Raw genomic sequence first — 14,884 nt, 5'->3', positions numbered from 1 at the left:
ATAGCATAGCCTAATTCACTGATGCATGACGCCTAAGGTGCCATTAGATTTTCCTGGTTTAGTTCTTCACCGTCATCTGCCATTGCGGAGAGTTTATCTCCTTCGTCCATTGTGGTCATTACAGAAGCAGTTTCTTCAGGGGTGGGATTAAGTTCCCCCAGCTGGAAATCAGCATTGTCCGCAAACGAACTGCCCAGGACAGCTTGGGGAGACTCTGGCAGGGCACTCATTTCAGGGCTGGCTAAAGGCATATCGGCTTTCGGTGCCATAGTTTCGCCCAGGTCCAACTCATCTCCAGTATCCCAATAATCGGCACTGGGATTATATAAATGAGAAGTGGCCAGAATATCTTCAGGAGCTTCCATTTCCGGCTTCGGTATGGCTGCTGAAATATTATGCTCCGCATCAAGTGCTAATCCCGCATCAGGTGAAGGTTTTCCTTCATGGCCGGGAGGAACCTCTGCTGCTTTCGGAGGGGGATTGAAATAATCCTTCAGTGTGCTAACGCCATTGGCGGCTTGTGATTTCAGCCCCTCAAAAAGCTGACCGCCAAGTTCTTTGGCACCCATGGCGGCACCTTTTAGTTTGTTCCCGGCGTAACTGGTAAATTGTTCATTCAGCTCATTAATAAGATTTATCCATTCTTTTATGATTTTTAGCCAGGCATCTTCATTGGGATCGATGTCCTGCTTTAAAAAGGATTCTTCCTCGGCGGGGGCTGCTTTCTCCTCTTTTTTGCTTGCTGCTGCAGCTGCAGGCTGAGCTGCGGCCATCGTGGTTTTTGCTTTAGCCGCATCTGCGGCGATCGCGGCATTAGCCGCAGTATCCTGAGCCGCTTTTTTATTAGCAGTATCAGTATCGCTTGGCGCAGTAGCAGCCGGCGCGGTGCTTGCAGGGGTTGCGGGGCTCGCGGCAGAAGGGGTTGAAACAGTTTCAACAGTTTCTGCACTGCTTGATTGGGTAGTTCCAGACATTCTGCTTAAATCTCATTAATGACTCATACATTAATCATAGCATAGTCATTTTTTTCAAAAAGCCATGCTTGAGATCTTAATAGAATCTTTACGTTGTTCCTACCGAGCTGCTAACTTATCGTCTAAATAAACACGGAATGGGGGTAGTGGATAATATTATGAAAATAAACGCTTTGGCCGCTCAAATTGCGATATCCATGGGGTTTGTCGGCAGCGAATCGAATAGCTTCTCCTTTACGCAGTGATTTCCATTGTTGCTCAACCAATACCTCCAAGGCGCCATCAATAAGAATAACATGCTCGATAACACCTCTTTCGTGCGCGGTCGAATATTGTTCGCACCCGGGAAGCAGTTCAATCTGAAAAATCTCAAGATGTAAATGTTTGTCAAAGGGAAAAAGCGGAGTGATTTTTATTAATTCGTCCCCATGTTCCCAGGCACTGGTTCTACCCTCGCGGAATTCTTTCGCGGGCTCATCGTTCGTTTCTTCCAGAAAAGAGGAGAAGGAAACGCGAAAGCCGCTGGCGATTTTCCAGAGTGTAGCTACCGTAGGTGAAGATTCGAAGCGCTCAATTTGTCCCAGCATGGCTTTGCTGACGGTGGTTTCCTGTGCCGCTTTATCAAGACTCCATCCGTAGTGTTGTCTTAGTTCACGCAGGCGTATTCCAATACGCTGGTTTAACTCTTCCACAGACTCTCCCATTAAAGCACTCTCGTATCCGGGTGGAGAACCTGATACGAGAGTCTGGTAAATAAAACTTGAGCGTTATAACGCACGGTGTTATGCTTTCTGCTCTGTGCGTTATAGCGCATCGATCATAACATACCTAAAGTGTTTTTAACAGGAATCCAAGCATGCGATTGTATTTTTCTCTTTCTCATCTTTCTGCCGGGTTTATCGCAGTGCTAGTGGGTTTCACCAGCTCGGCTGCCATCCTGTTTCAGGCAGCTTCTGCAGTGCATGCTTCAACAGCGGAACTCGCTTCCTGGATTCTGGCTCTGGGGGTAGGCGTTTCAATAAGCTGCATCGGCTTATCGCTATACTATCGCATGCCCATTCTGACCGCCTGGTCTACGCCTGGCGCTGCTCTTCTAGCCAGCAGTCTGACTGGCCTGACCTTATCCCAGGCGGTCGGTGCATTTCTCTTTTCGGCTTTTTTAACTGTTCTGGCAGGCGTCAGCGGGTGTTTTGAGCGGTTCATGTCCCGTATACCCAGTGAGCTGGCATCTGCCATGTTAGCTGGAATTCTTCTGCATTTTGGTTTGAATGTTTTTCTGGCTTTGCAGAATGCCCATTTAATGATTCTGATAATGTTATCTGCTTACATTCTTGGCAAACGGTTTTATCCACGCTACGTGTTGCCTATTGTCTTACTATTAGGTATTACTGTCGCTGCTTTCCAGGGCGAAATTCGCATGGATTTGGTGCACTGGGGGTTTTCATCACCTGTGTTTACCTGGCCTGAGTTTTCCTGGTTTGCATTATGCAGTGTTGGACTGCCGCTGTTTGTCATCACCATGACCTCTCAGAACATCCCCGGCCTGACTGTGCTCAGAGCTGCCGGTTTTCATCCGCCCGTTTCTAAGTTGGTCAGCATCATGGGAATGGGGAATTTACTGATGGCGCCCTTTGGTGGATTCAGTTTAAATCTGGCGGCGATTACTGCGGCTATCTGTGCCAATGAAGAAGCGGACCCTATCGCATCGCGCCGTTACCGCGCTACAATCAGCGCTGGCTTGTTTTATTTGCTGATGGGTTTGTTCAGCACCACGATTGTTGCATTGTTTGCCGCTTTTCCCTCTAATTTGGTTTTGGCAGTTGCTGGTATGGCCTTGTTCGGTACCCTCGCTTCAAACCTTAAAGAAGCGCTGGAGAATGACAAACAGCGTGAAGCGGCCATTCTTACCTTTCTGGTCTCCGCATCGGGCCTCGATTTTCTGGGATTTAGCGCCGCATTCTGGGGCTTGCTCACCGGTATTTTATCTTCTTTAATTATTAAACCGGGTTTGGTTAGCCAATCAGTTTTTTCTCCTGTAAAGGAAGGAGCGGAATTGCTTAATGAATAGACTAAAAGCAGGACGGTTTACATTTAGCGAGACAAAATCACCGACTTTTTTTAATTTGAATTATTATCTCCTTGAAGCAGGATGGAAGCCTGCACGATTCAAGTGGATGGCAAATTTTAGTGATGCCAACCTGCAATTCAATGAAGAGGCTGCCCAATGTTTGGAGTTTAAGCATTCTCTGGCCGAGTTGGTGTCAGAGTTTTGTCCGCAAATTATGATGCCTACTTTCCTGATTAACGATCAGAACTGGCCTCTTGTTTTGCAGTTTCTTAACAAGGCCGCTTTGGAGCAGCCGTCACCTGTCTGGATTTTAAAGCCTTCTCTGCTAAATAATGGGCAATTCATTAAAATATTTAGCAAGCTTAGTGATCTGGAAAGGCATTTTTCGACCAATCGACGTTTGGGCGGCGACCATGTATTACAGGAATATATTAACCCACCGCATTTATTGCGTGATGATCGCAAATACAGTATCCGCATGTTTCTGGTACTTAGTAATTATGCAGGTGCTTATTTATTTCCGCGCGGGTATTTTAATGTTTCCCGCCATCCCTATACCCCAGGGCGGTTTGAAGATTTGCGCCCGCATTTGACAAATGAGCATTTGCATGAAGAGGAAAGTAACGTCATCCAGATTCCAACGGATCGTTTTGAGTTTTTTGCCCTGCTTTATCCGCAAATACAACATATTATTGGCCAGTTGGCTGAGGCTTTAGCAAGGCGTTATCCCCAGGCATTTACCAGCAATGGGTTGAAATCGTTTGCTTTATTTGGCGTGGATTTTATGGTGGATTGCAATTCGAAGGTCTGGCTTTTGGAAGTAAATCACGGCCCCTGCTTTCCGATAGAAGCGGAGCATCCCTTACAAAATTATCTTTACTCCGATTTCTGGCGTGCACTATTGAGTAGTTTTGTTTTGCCTATTGGTTTGAATCAGGACGATAAACGGGTGGATTATTCTACCTTTGACAAGGTTGACTTGCACCCAGTCCGCTAGGTCATGGGTACCTATAAGATTCATTGGGGTCGCAGCCCCTTCGAATCCCCGCGGCTTCGACCGCGGGGCCCAATGAATCTTATTCGGAGACCCAGTTTACTAAGCAGTTCATTCAATCGTTACTTCAGGCAGGATTGTAGTTTTTTCTAAGCTATTATTTAAGCCCACTATGGGCCCCGCGGTCACAGCCGCGGGGGGGCGGAGCGGGAAACACATTTGTGTAGACACTTCGCTATGAGGAGCAGCGCTCCGTCTCGAAAGCCTTCCACTCCGTCCAGCTCCCTGAATAACCCTGGAGATAATCCTGGGCATAGCGGTAGAAGCGTTGCAGAAACTGATAGCGCTCCTCGAAAAAATGGGTTAATTCGCTATCTGAACGGCTTGTATTGGCCAGATCATAATAAGGTGGTACGGCTGCATGCCGTGCTATGATCTCTTCAAAACTGAAGTCCTGAGCATTTTTCAACATATCATACATCACGATAAAGGTTGTTGAACGCCCTTTTCCTCCACGGCAATGAATATGCAGCCAGGCCTGAGGGGGAAGATGGTTTATGAAATTTACAAATTCATCAACAATCTTGTCACCAGGGGCCTGGTGATCACTGACCGCCATGCGATAATAAGTAAACCCAAGATTACTGACTATCTGTTTTTCATTATTCAGGGATTCAACTTGCACAGTAGTCCCTGAGCTATAATTTTTTTCGACAAATTGTTCAGGCGTTAAAATGCCGGAAATTTCCGCAGCACTGCCAAGGGTCAATAGCCAATCGCGCTCAGCCTGCTCAGCCTGTTCCGTGGACTTGCCAAGGTTTATCCAGTTGTGAGTGTCGCAAAGCGTAATTGAATTGCCATTCAGATAAGCGTGATTTTCCTGTCGCAAGTCAAGGACAATACGCGGATTGGCCATAAAACTGCTTTTCAAGTCAATGAAATCCGCCAATTCAAGCCAGCCTTTTAAATTGGGATTAGCGCTTGCTGAAACCCATAACTCAAAACTGTCTTTATTTCTCAGTGGTATGATTTGCGATAGATCCCGCATGGAACCGAGCGAGGTAGAATCCGGCATTGTATCTTGAATTAAGCATGGTTTCTCAACTGTTCCATCGCAAGTGGATTGATCACTGGCGTAGAGGTTGAGACAAAGAAAGCCGATTAGGAGCGCGAATAAACGTTTATACACTGCAGACCCCAAAGCAAGGCAAAAATTTTAGTTTAGGGAAAAAAAAAGCGCTCTACAATAGGGGTTGTTAAAATAACTTCATGATAAATAATAAAAAAATGCCTAATATTTTTGAATTGTGCTCACAAAAATGATGCTGTTGTGGTGACGGGGTCAGTATGATTTTTTATCTTATTTAGCGCCTTAATTTTAATCTTTTGGTATGCCCTTTGCTAAACTTTCAGTGACAAGTACAAAAAAAGGAAGCCATTCATGAAGAAGTTGATACTGCATCCTACAGAACTCAGTCAATGGCATGCATTGGTCAATGAAGCGCAAGCCACAACCGATTTGATTTTAAATGAATCAACAGAGAGTTATCTTGTTTTTTTATTGATGCGTTTTTCCCAGGGAACAAAACTCATCGAATCAGTTGTTGCGCTGGACTTTCTTGAGTCCATGCAGTCAAAAAAACACAAACAGGTAGAGTTATTGCGGGACGTAGGGGATAAGAGTTTATTGTTCTGTGGCTTGTTCCCCGGTATGGCTGAAAAAAGACATGTCAGCCTCAGTTATTTTTCGAACATGGGAAAGGCCGCCTATTTAACAGTTGGTGAGTTGCAGGAAAACCAGAGTGCAGAGTTGTATTTTCAGCTCAGCTATGAATTCTCAACCTTGCAGCAGATTTTACAGGCGATGCGCTGTGAATATCTCCATATTCAGCAGCTTGATAGTATTGTTGTTTCAGGTAAAGAGGTTCCCTTGCAGTAAAGGTCGGTCGACTCCCCATCTGGGGAGTCCAAGTGGCCAAGGAGGATTTACATCCTGTAAAACTGGTAAATCGTTTTACTCAGACGTTCTACCAATTCATCCATTTCTTCTTCATTGATAATCAGCGGCGGTAAAAGCCGGATGACGTTTTCGGCGGTCACATTAAACAATACGCCGTTTTCCAGTCCAATTGCGCGCGCATCATTCGCCGGTTTGTCAATTTCAATGCCCAGCATTAATCCTCGTCCGCGGATTGCCCGTATTCCCCGGTGCTCGTGAAGGCTGCGCATGAGCTTGTCTTGCAATTGTATGCCATTGTGAGCTGCTTTTTCACAAAGATTATCTCTTTCGATAACCTCCAATACAGTGAGCGCTGTTGCGCAAGCCAGTGGATTTCCGCCAAAGGTTGAGCCATGGTTGCCCGGTTTAAACAAGTCGCAGGCTTTTCCACTCATCAGGCAGGCGCCAATCGGCATGCCATTACCAAGACCTTTGGCGGTAGTTAAAACATCCGGTTTAATGCCTGCATGCATGAATGCAAACAATTTCCCGGTACGGGCATTGCCAGTCTGGATTTCATCCAGTATTAATAGCCAGTCGTGTTTCTTACATAATTCAGATACGGCACGTAAATAGGAATCCTCTGCTGGAAAAATCCCGCCTTCACCCTGTATGGGTTCGAGCATGACTGCGACGATGTCGTCACGGTTTTCTGCAATGGTTCTTAATGCCTGAATGTCATTAAAAGGGGCGCGGATGAAACCGGGCACCAGGGGTTCAAAGCCGGCCTGTACTTTACGGCTCCCTGACGCGGTCAGCGTCGCCATGGTGCGGCCGTGAAAAGCGCGATCCATCACAATGATGGAAGGGGTTTCAATTCCTTTCTTATGACCGAATAAGCGAGTCAGTTTGATAGCTGCTTCATTGACTTCGGCGCCGGAGTTGGCAAAAAATGCCTGCTCCATACCAGTCATTTTTGTCAAGCGTTCAGCAAGAAGTTCCTGCTCTTTGATATGAAAAACATTGGAGGTATGAATCAGCTTGGCAGCCTGGTTTTGAATTGTTCGGGTGACATCGGGATGGGCATGCCCCAGTCCACAGACTGCAATGCCGCTCAAGCCATCTAAATAGGCTTTTCCATTCTCATCATACAACCATACTCCTTCTCCATGAGTAAATGAAACAGGCATTGGACTGTAACTGGTTATAATGGCCATTATATTCCTTTTTTTGGTTTATTCGCTGCTGCATGGTACATGCAGATATATTTATCAGGGATATCGGGACGAGCGTCTGATATCGATCGTCCCTAAAATAGCAGCATTTAAACTAAAAATGAACTCCTGGGTTAACGCATGTTCTGGTTCACAAAATCCCAGTTGACCAATGACCAGAATGCATTCACGTAATCCGGGCGGGCATTGCGATAGTCAATATAGTAAGCATGCTCCCAGACATCGCAGGTGAGCAGGGCGGTGAGATTATCTGTCATCGGGGTGCCTGCATTACTGGTGCTGATAATTTTGAGGTTCCCGGTATTATCCTGAACCAGCCATGCCCAGCCAGAACCGAAAGTGGTGATGGCCGCTTGCGTAAACTGTTCCTTAAACGCAGCAAAAGAACCGAATGCCTTGTTAATCGCTTCAGCCACTCGCCCAGTGGGTTCGCCTCCCCCCTGAGGGCTCATGCAATGCCAGTAAAAGGTATGGTTCCATACCTGTGCGGCATTATTAAAAACCCCGCCAGCTGAATTTTTGATAATGTCCTCGAGTGACATCGATTCAAATTGGGTACCCGGAATGAGTTTGTTCAGGTTAGTGACATAGGCATTGTGGTGTTTGCCATAGTGATATTCAAGCGTTTCTTTGGAAATATGGGGCTGCAAAGCATCCATTGCATAAGGGAGTGGAGGGAGTGTAAAAGCCATGGTTTCTCCAATTAGTAAGTTGAATGAGTAAGTGTAGCAGGATGCTGGACATATTCAATGAAATCAAAAGCCTCTCTGAGGCTTTTGCGGCCCAGGCGTGGGAGGATAATTGCAGTTCGGTTGCTAATTGATCTTATTTTCGCCATAATTAAGGTTTACTAATATTTTCGTAGGTATAATCAGTGGAAATTTCAGTTGATGTAATTAGCAAAATAAAACAGCAAATTAAAGACAATGCCATATTACTTTACATGAAAGGCAGTCCCAAAATGCCTCAATGTGGCTTCTCTGCCCGGGCAGTACAATGCATTGATGCCTGCGGTGTCAATTTTGCCTATGTTGATATTCTTGCAAACCCCGATATCAGACAGGCCTTGCCGCAAATCGCTGATTGGCCTACGTTTCCCCAGCTATATGTAAAAGGTGAATTAATCGGCGGATCTGATATTATAGCCGAGTTATACCAGCAAGGTGAGCTGGAAGCGTTGTTACGTGAAGCGGTAACTTCTTAAGAAAAATAACAAGAACTTTATGCACATTGATTGATGTGCTGAAAAGGAGAGCAGGAATGAGTGTTTTAGTTGGAAGAAAAGCCCCTGATTTTACTGTGCCTGCAGTGTTGGGCAATGGTGAAATTACTGACAAATTCAATTTACATAATGCATTAAAGGATCGTTACGGATTAATTTTCTTTTATCCCCTGGATTTTACCTTTGTATGCCCTTCAGAATTAATTGCCCTGAATCATCGTATGAATGAATTTAAAGCAAGGAACGTTGAAGTCATTGCAGTCTCTATTGATTCCCAGTACACGCATAATGCTTATCGTAATACGCCGACCAAGCAAGGCGGTATTGGCGCTGTTGAATTCACAATGGCTGCCGATATGACGCATACCATTTGCCAATCTTATGGCGTGGAGCACCCTGTCGCAGGCGTTGCTTTCCGCGGTGCGTTCATTATTGATAAAAACGGAATGGTGCGCTCACAAATCGTTAATGATCTGCCAATTGGCCGTAATATCGATGAAATTATCCGTATTATTGATGCGGTACAATTCTTTGAAGAGCATGGCGAAGTTTGCCCTGCTGGCTGGGAAAAAGGAAAAGCAGGTATGAAAGCTTCTCCAAAAGGGGTTGCTGAGTATTTATCTGAGCACTCTGACAATCTCTAGCATTAATGCGGAGGATTGCTGATCCTCCGCCATTCAATTCGTTTCTGCTTTCCAACACCTAGAAAATGGTCTTATTGATTGAAGTTTGCCGTTTCTTTTTTTTTAGTCTTTCCCGAAGGAGAGGCGTTTGGGTTACCTTCAAACACGTAGCCTTTCATCTCGGCTTTGGGTGTACGCATAGTACCACCGGACAAGTTTTCAGATTTTCATCGGTAATCTTTTTGTCTTTGGTGGTGGTTTTGTGTGTTCTGGTCACGATATATTATCTCCAGTACCAACCTTGTTAATTCTTTGATCCATATCAAAATTGTATACAAGAAATCATTTTTAATCCGTCAACCCTGTATTCAATCAACGGCTTTTCTTTTTTTTACCCTTATTTTTGGATGTATTTTTGGGTTCCTTAAATCCTATAACCTGAATATTCAGGCCGCCTGACAATTTTTCCAGATTCTCATCGGCTATTTTTTTGTTTTCTTTTGCATAGGTTTTATCAACTTTGGCCATGATACATTACTCCAACATAACTATTACCTATTATTAATTATATGTAGTAATTGTGCAAAAAAAATCCAATTTGTCTTGTTGAGGTTCGATGAATAAAGCAGATATAAAACAGGATGTCAACGGGTTTCCCGCTTTCACGGGAGACCGAGAGACGATGATATTGCTGGGAGATTTATTTACCGATTAGAGACAGAAACTCAGCCCGGCTGCTCACATTATGACGCATATCGCCCAACATCACTGAAGTTAGCATTTGCGAGTTTTGTTTTTCTACGCCGCGCATCATCATGCATAAATGTTTGGCTTCAACAACGACTGCTACTCCTTTGGCGCGGGTGATTGATTCAATGCAGCTGGCAATTTCCATTGTCAGCCGTTCCTGAATTTGCAGGCGGCGGGCAAAATATTCAACAATGCGTGCAACCTTGGATAATCCAAGTACTTTTCCGTTAGGAATATAACCTACATGGCATTTGCCCAGGAACGGCAAGAGATGATGCTCGCACATTGAGTACAACTCAATGTCTTTAACAATCACCATTTCACTCATATCGGATTCGAACAGCGCATCATTAATGATTTCCTGCAGATCCTCGTTGTAGCCTTTCGTCAGGTATTGGAAAGCGGTTGCAGCGCGTTTAGGAGTGTCCTTAAGGCCCTCTCGATTAGGATCTTCTCCAATTTCCTCTAGTATTTTTTTATATAATTCATGCATTGACATTGTCCTAACCTGGAGGCCAAGTCATTTGACGGCCGCCAAGAAGATGTAAGTGAATGTGGTAAACTTCCTGCCCTCCACCTGAATTCACATTAAAAACAAGCCGGTATCCTTCTTCACTTAAGTGCTCTGCCTTAGCCAGATTTTTGGCTGTCAGGATCATTCGTCCGAGAAGCTGCTCATCTTTGCTGTCAGTGTCATTGATAGTAGCAATATGCTGCTTCGGAATGACCAGAATATGAGTCGGTGCCTGAGGACGAATATCGCGGAAGGCCATGATCTCAGGCCCATCAAACACGATTGTCGCAGGGAGTTCACCTTTTGCAATCTTACAGAACAAGCAATCCATAGTCTTCCTGAAATTTGGCTGAATGAAGTAGTATACTCTGAGATGACAGGCACTTCAAAGTTTCCTGTTAATAAGCGACTAATTTTGCCTTTTAAACGGCTTTTGCGCATAATACCTGCGAAAAAATTTTTTGGATGAATAAAATGGGCTTAATGCGAATTAATAGTGGTCGTGACATACCCAATGAAATTAATGTCGTGATTGAAATTCCTATGCACGCTGAACCGGTCAAATATGAAGTGGATAAAGAATCCGGTGCTTTATGTGTTGACCGGTTTATGGCAACAGCGATGTATTATCCGGCCAACTATGGCTATGTTCCCAATACCCTTTCAGAAGATGGCGATCCGGTCGATGTGCTGGTGGTTACACCAGTTCCTTTAATCAGTGGTTCCGTTATTGCCTGCCGCATTCTGGGTATGCTGAAGATGACCGATGAAAAAGGGGTTGATGTCAAATTGGTCGCGGTACCTACTCACAAATTAACTAAAATGTATGAGGGCGTTGAAACTTACCAGGATCTACCCAAACCTTTATTATTGTCAATCGAACATTTCTTCGAGCATTATAAAGATCTTGAAGAAGGTAAATGGGTTAAAGTCGATGGCTGGGCCGGCATTGAGCCAGCCAAGCAGGAAGTCCTTTCCAGCGTGAAACGCTACAACGAACAAGCTCAATAAGCTTATTAAATCCTTCGGTCTGGCAATCTAGGCCCTATCCCGCTACGTACCGCGACTTGTTCGCGGTATCTAAATTATACTGTCTGGCCAATCAAAGCAATTAAACGATTGTTGGATACTGCGGACACAAGCCGCAGTAAGTAGGCCGTAAGGCAGGTTCTGATGCTCTGCAGACCGGCAGTTCCTGTAGCTCAGGAGCGTTTCGGCAAGGCTACAAACAATGCACCGGTATGGTTTACTTCATTCGCCTCTACACCAGCCTGATCCCCTTCTCCTTTATACAGATCAACATGGGCTCCAACAATAGCGCCGCCTGTATCCTGGGCTATGCACCATGAAGTGGTGTTTCCAGTAGTGTACAAAAAGCTCATTCCCACGGGGATGACCCTATGATCCGTTGCGCAGGACGCATGGGCCGTCAGGGGGATATTTTCCGAGCCATAGGGTCCGCCATGTTCTTTGGCAAAAAATACATAGCTTTGATCCCTGTTTCGTAAATCGGCGGCCTTTTCAGGGTCAAAAAGATTATCCAGGTATTTTCGGATAAGCTTTTCTGACGCGGCGCTTTGTTTAATTTCGGCAGACAGGTTACAGCGTAATTTCGCTTCATCGTGGCATTTGGGATCTTTTGCGCAACGTTCAATGCTGTCAAGATTGCCGCCGCAGGTCGGATCTTGCGAGCACTGGACAATCCGGCCAAGCATGGTGCGAGGCCTGCCGTTTGAACCATTGTAATTGATATGGAATAACTGCCCGTCAAGAAGTAGGGAGCCAGAGCCCTCAACCATTAAAAAAGCCGGGTCATTGGGATCCTTCACATAGCCGATTACGTATTTGGGGTGTAGTGCGCCATGTTCAATTTCGCTTCGATCCGGGGCGACAGAGTAAGTTCCGTCCGCATTTTTCAGACAAAATCCACGTGCCATGCCGGTAAGCGGATCAACACCGCAAAGAGGCATTTTCAAATGGTATCTTCTGCATTCCAAAGCCGCATTCACAACACCTGGGTTGCTATAAATAGGGTATACAAAGGCTTTTTCCCGTTTCCTGCGCGCCTCAACAGCGGCAGGCGCATAATAAGCAGTAAACTGAAACTCGCCCTTTTGAAATCCTGCGTGATTTTCGGGCCAACCCTCGCTTTTATACCAGTCAAATTCTGATTTGATTCCTGACAGAAATTTTTGGAAATCGCCGCGAGCCGCTTTGGCAATCGCGAGCATTTTTCTGTTGGAATTCAGGCACCATTGTTTACGCGTATAGCGATGACCTGCAATCGTCACTGATTGAAATTCACCGCGGCTTTTTTTGCAGTTTCTAATCTGAATGGCTAAGGCGCTGATAATCTCATCCATATTGCCTGCAGGATTCACGAGCGGCAATTCAGCTGCCTGGATTTTATGGAATTTAAAACGCAGGACACCTGGTTCTTTAGCAGCCATTTTTTGTCTTGAGGTGAAATCAGCAAGTCTTCTTACATCCAGACAGCGCTGAATGGGGTCAGCAGGCAGCGCTGCCTGGATGAGGAGGCTAACGCTCATTAATACAATAAATAAAAGGGATTGAAACATGCTTATCTTCGCAATGAAAGAGGCAAGAAGTATATCGATTATTGAAAATCGAATCAAAATATCACACAGCGGCAAACAGCGGGCTGATTTAAGCCGGTGCTGATGGCATGCTTTCAGCTTTCACTGAAGCCTGCTGTGCCGTTTCCAAATCTGCCTGTAGAACCCTTTCGAGTTCCCAATTGGCCTGCCGCGAAAAACTGATCAATGTGGATTCTTCATCAAAAAATTCAAAGGATTTTCTCAAAGAAGTTTCATCAAACTGAGCAAACATCTGGGCTTTTTTGGTCATTTGCCGGGGATTGTGCCCAAGATGAACCATAATATCCCGTGCCATATTGAGCGCCGAATCAAAAGTATCGCGTTTAAAATAGTCAACACCCAGTTTATGGAGGTCATAAGCATGCCGCCGATTTCTTGCTCGCGCAAAAATTTTCAGATTGGGAAATGCTTCCTTGGCCATTGCTGCAACTTCCAGGCTCACTTCGGGATCTGCGATGGCAATAATAAGCAATCGCGCATGCGCGGCGCCGGCATTTTTCAACAAATCAAGTCGCGAGGCATCTCCGAAATAGCCTTTAAATCCAAATTTCCGCAGTAATTCAATTTGCTCCGTATCTTTTTCCAGAATAGTGAGATGTATTTTTTGTGCACTTAGAAATCGTCCAATAATCTGCCCGCAGCGTCCATAGCCAGCCAGGATAACAGGATGATTTTCCTTGATTGCATCAAACTCCGGGGTTGGTATTCGGCTCATAAAGCGAGGAACCAGGCAATGATAATAAAATAACATCAGGAAAGGGGTTATTGACATTGAAAGTGCCACCACCAATATGCTTAACTCACTCACCTGGCCTGAAATTATCTTGATGGATGCGGCAAATTTTAAAAGCACGAAGGCAAACTCTCCCACTTGGGAGAGCGACAAGGCAAAACCAACAGTCTGCAGCCTGGTTAGGCCAAAGGAATAACCCAGGGCAACTAAAATGATGGCTTTAATGGCCACTATCATCAATACTGATGACAGAATGGATGAGGAATGGGATGAAAACAAACTGAAATTCATTCCCATCCCGACTGAAATAAAGAAAAGCCCCAGCAGCAAGCCCTTAAACGGCTCAATATCGGTTTCAAGTGTTCGTTTGTATTCCGAATTTGCCAACACCACCCCGGCGACGAAAGCGCCCAGGGCGGGGGACGCACCAATAGTCTGCATCAGCAAAGTGATGCCAACTACCAGCGCAAGAGACGTTGCCGTAAATAATTCGCGCAAATTAGTACGGGCAATCATCGAAAACAGGTGGCGGGAAAAGTAATGGCCAGAAATCACCAGTAAGCCAATGATAGTGGTGACGGCAATTGCACGGGCCCACTCCGGCAGGTTCAAAAGTTGACCTGCATGGGCCTCACTGGAGGCCAGAAGATTGGATTTGACAGCCAGTAAAGGCAGGACAATTAACATCCCAATGACTGCAATATCTTGGAATAATAACACGGCAAAAGAGGTTTCTCCTTCAACAGTCCGCAAGAGATTCTTTTCTTCCAGCATTTGCAGGACTAAAGCGGTGGATGACAAGGAAAATGCCATGCTTAGCGCCAGGCTGGTCTGCCAGTTAAACCCTAGCAACAACCCAGTGAGAGCGAACGCCAGTGTGGTCATTAGCACCTGAAGGCTTCCCAGGCCGATGATAGCTTTTCTTAAACGCCAGAGCATTGCCGGTTCGAGTTCAAGGCCGATAAGGAACAGCATCATGATGACGCCAAATTCGGCAAAATGCATAATCTGTTCGGCATTCCCCATCAGCCGAAATCCATAGGGGCCAATGAGGATTCCAATTGACAGGTAACCTAAAACAGAGCCCAATTTGAATCGGCTGGCCAAGGGAACGATTAAGGATGCCGCAGCCAGAAAAATAAAAACCTGGGTCAAAAGCGTATTTTGCATATAAGAATCAGGCGAAAGAAGTGAATACTCATTATAACTGTAAC

General features: G+C 45.3%; 16 protein-coding genes. 6 read left to right on the top strand and 10 right to left on the bottom strand.

Annotation, left to right across the window (positions count from 1 at the left end; genetic code table 11):
• Window positions 1-32 precede the first annotated feature (32 nt).
• Together DYH42_RS14755 and DYH42_RS14750 are read right to left on the bottom strand one after the other, a co-directional pair.
• Entirely contained in the window at window positions 33-974 is a 942-nt protein-coding gene (locus DYH42_RS14755) for a hypothetical protein (protein WP_058524422.1), read from the bottom strand.
• A gap of 122 nt (window positions 975-1,096) precedes the next feature.
• Window positions 1,097-1,666 carry a helix-turn-helix domain-containing protein gene (locus tag DYH42_RS14750; protein WP_058524480.1) on the bottom strand — a complete coding sequence of 190 codons (570 nt, stop codon included), beginning with the start codon at window positions 1,664-1,666 and terminating at the stop codon, window positions 1,097-1,099.
• A gap of 164 nt (window positions 1,667-1,830) precedes the next feature.
• Between DYH42_RS14750 and DYH42_RS14745 the strand changes: the two genes are divergently transcribed.
• Together DYH42_RS14745 and DYH42_RS14740 are read left to right on the top strand one after the other, a co-directional pair.
• Window positions 1,831-3,042 carry a benzoate/H(+) symporter BenE family transporter gene (locus DYH42_RS14745; RefSeq protein ID WP_058524423.1) on the top strand — a complete coding sequence of 404 codons (1,212 nt, stop codon included), beginning with the start codon at window positions 1,831-1,833 and terminating at the stop codon, window positions 3,040-3,042.
• Window positions 3,035-4,039 (top strand): ATP-grasp domain-containing protein, encoded by a 1,005-nt coding sequence (locus DYH42_RS14740; protein ID WP_058524424.1) that lies wholly within the window; start codon window positions 3,035-3,037, stop codon window positions 4,037-4,039. The genes DYH42_RS14745 and DYH42_RS14740 overlap by 8 nt, the downstream gene beginning before the upstream one ends.
• A gap of 232 nt (window positions 4,040-4,271) precedes the next feature.
• On the opposite strand, the gene DYH42_RS14735 is transcribed toward DYH42_RS14740, so the two are convergent.
• Window positions 4,272-5,225, bottom strand: a complete 954-nt coding sequence (locus DYH42_RS14735) for a phosphatase domain-containing putative toxin (RefSeq protein WP_131792991.1) — start codon at window positions 5,223-5,225, stop codon at window positions 4,272-4,274.
• Window positions 5,226-5,477: 252 nt separating this feature from the next.
• Here DYH42_RS14735 and DYH42_RS14730 point away from each other — a divergent pair, with 252 nt between their 5' ends.
• Entirely contained in the window at window positions 5,478-5,975 is a 498-nt protein-coding gene (locus DYH42_RS14730; protein WP_058524426.1) for a hypothetical protein, read from the top strand.
• Between the two features lie 47 nt (window positions 5,976-6,022).
• Here DYH42_RS14730 and DYH42_RS14725 read toward each other — a convergent pair whose 3' ends face one another.
• Both DYH42_RS14725 and sodB read right to left on the bottom strand, forming a co-directional pair.
• Entirely contained in the window at window positions 6,023-7,192 is a 1,170-nt protein-coding gene (locus tag DYH42_RS14725) for an aspartate aminotransferase family protein (RefSeq protein ID WP_058524427.1), read from the bottom strand.
• A 131-nt stretch (window positions 7,193-7,323) separates the two neighbouring features.
• A complete protein-coding gene (gene sodB / locus DYH42_RS14720; protein ID WP_058524428.1) occupies window positions 7,324-7,902 on the bottom strand; it encodes a superoxide dismutase [Fe] in 579 nt (192 codons plus the stop codon).
• Window positions 7,903-8,090: 188 nt separating this feature from the next.
• Between sodB and grxD the strand changes: the two genes are divergently transcribed.
• Together grxD and DYH42_RS14710 are read left to right on the top strand one after the other, a co-directional pair.
• Window positions 8,091-8,414, top strand: a complete 324-nt coding sequence (gene grxD, locus DYH42_RS14715; protein WP_083503177.1) for a Grx4 family monothiol glutaredoxin — start codon at window positions 8,091-8,093, stop codon at window positions 8,412-8,414.
• 56 nt (window positions 8,415-8,470) lie between these two features.
• The gene (locus DYH42_RS14710) at window positions 8,471-9,076 is read left to right on the top strand and encodes a peroxiredoxin (protein ID WP_058524429.1); all 606 of its coding nucleotides are present in this window, start codon (window positions 8,471-8,473) and stop codon (window positions 9,074-9,076) included.
• Between the two features lie 351 nt (window positions 9,077-9,427).
• On the opposite strand, the gene DYH42_RS16660 is transcribed toward DYH42_RS14710, so the two are convergent.
• From DYH42_RS16660 to DYH42_RS14700, 3 genes are all read right to left on the bottom strand, one after another.
• The gene (locus tag DYH42_RS16660) at window positions 9,428-9,583 is read right to left on the bottom strand and encodes a hypothetical protein (protein WP_157062407.1); all 156 of its coding nucleotides are present in this window, start codon (window positions 9,581-9,583) and stop codon (window positions 9,428-9,430) included.
• 172 nt (window positions 9,584-9,755) lie between these two features.
• Entirely contained in the window at window positions 9,756-10,298 is a 543-nt protein-coding gene (gene folE / locus DYH42_RS14705; RefSeq protein WP_083503178.1) for a GTP cyclohydrolase I FolE, read from the bottom strand.
• A gap of 10 nt (window positions 10,299-10,308) precedes the next feature.
• Window positions 10,309-10,650 (bottom strand): histidine triad nucleotide-binding protein, encoded by a 342-nt coding sequence (locus tag DYH42_RS14700; RefSeq protein WP_058524431.1) that lies wholly within the window; start codon window positions 10,648-10,650, stop codon window positions 10,309-10,311.
• Between the two features lie 143 nt (window positions 10,651-10,793).
• Here DYH42_RS14700 and ppa point away from each other — a divergent pair, with 143 nt between their 5' ends.
• Entirely contained in the window at window positions 10,794-11,330 is a 537-nt protein-coding gene (gene ppa / locus DYH42_RS14695) for an inorganic diphosphatase (protein ID WP_058524432.1), read from the top strand.
• Between the two features lie 191 nt (window positions 11,331-11,521).
• On the opposite strand, the gene DYH42_RS14690 is transcribed toward ppa, so the two are convergent.
• Together DYH42_RS14690 and DYH42_RS14685 are read right to left on the bottom strand one after the other, a co-directional pair.
• Window positions 11,522-12,898 carry an MltA domain-containing protein gene (locus DYH42_RS14690; RefSeq protein WP_058524433.1) on the bottom strand — a complete coding sequence of 459 codons (1,377 nt, stop codon included), beginning with the start codon at window positions 12,896-12,898 and terminating at the stop codon, window positions 11,522-11,524.
• Between the two features lie 88 nt (window positions 12,899-12,986).
• Entirely contained in the window at window positions 12,987-14,840 is a 1,854-nt protein-coding gene (locus tag DYH42_RS14685; protein WP_058524434.1) for a monovalent cation:proton antiporter-2 (CPA2) family protein, read from the bottom strand.
• Window positions 14,841-14,884 lie beyond the last annotated feature (44 nt).

The organism is Legionella birminghamensis, assembly GCF_900452515.1.
In the GTDB taxonomy this organism is placed as follows: domain Bacteria; phylum Pseudomonadota; class Gammaproteobacteria; order Legionellales; family Legionellaceae; genus Legionella_C; species Legionella_C birminghamensis.
The sequence above is the reverse complement of the archived record's forward strand: the minus strand, read 5'-3'. Positions and strand labels throughout refer to the sequence as shown.

What these genes read in the sequence shown, in the direction of transcription:
- DYH42_RS14755 (WP_058524422.1), bottom strand. Translation starts at nt 974, where the DNA reads ATGTCTGGAACTACCCAATCAAGCAGTGCAGAAACTGTTGAAACTGTT.
- DYH42_RS14745 (WP_058524423.1), top strand. Translation starts at nt 1,831, where the DNA reads ATGCGATTGTATTTTTCTCTTTCTCATCTTTCTGCCGGGTTTATCGCA.
- DYH42_RS14740 (WP_058524424.1), top strand. Translation starts at nt 3,035, where the DNA reads ATGAATAGACTAAAAGCAGGACGGTTTACATTTAGCGAGACAAAATCA.
- DYH42_RS14730 (WP_058524426.1), top strand. Translation starts at nt 5,478, where the DNA reads ATGAAGAAGTTGATACTGCATCCTACAGAACTCAGTCAATGGCATGCA.
- DYH42_RS14725 (WP_058524427.1), bottom strand. Translation starts at nt 7,192, where the DNA reads ATGGCCATTATAACCAGTTACAGTCCAATGCCTGTTTCATTTACTCAT.
- sodB (WP_058524428.1), bottom strand. Translation starts at nt 7,902, where the DNA reads ATGGCTTTTACACTCCCTCCACTCCCTTATGCAATGGATGCTTTGCAG.
- DYH42_RS14710 (WP_058524429.1), top strand. Translation starts at nt 8,471, where the DNA reads ATGAGTGTTTTAGTTGGAAGAAAAGCCCCTGATTTTACTGTGCCTGCA.
- DYH42_RS16660 (WP_157062407.1), bottom strand. Translation starts at nt 9,583, where the DNA reads ATGGCCAAAGTTGATAAAACCTATGCAAAAGAAAACAAAAAAATAGCC.
- folE (WP_083503178.1), bottom strand. Translation starts at nt 10,298, where the DNA reads ATGCATGAATTATATAAAAAAATACTAGAGGAAATTGGAGAAGATCCT.
- DYH42_RS14700 (WP_058524431.1), bottom strand. Translation starts at nt 10,650, where the DNA reads ATGGATTGCTTGTTCTGTAAGATTGCAAAAGGTGAACTCCCTGCGACA.
- ppa (WP_058524432.1), top strand. Translation starts at nt 10,794, where the DNA reads ATGGGCTTAATGCGAATTAATAGTGGTCGTGACATACCCAATGAAATT.
- DYH42_RS14690 (WP_058524433.1), bottom strand. Translation starts at nt 12,898, where the DNA reads ATGTTTCAATCCCTTTTATTTATTGTATTAATGAGCGTTAGCCTCCTC.
- DYH42_RS14685 (WP_058524434.1), bottom strand. Translation starts at nt 14,840, where the DNA reads ATGCAAAATACGCTTTTGACCCAGGTTTTTATTTTTCTGGCTGCGGCA.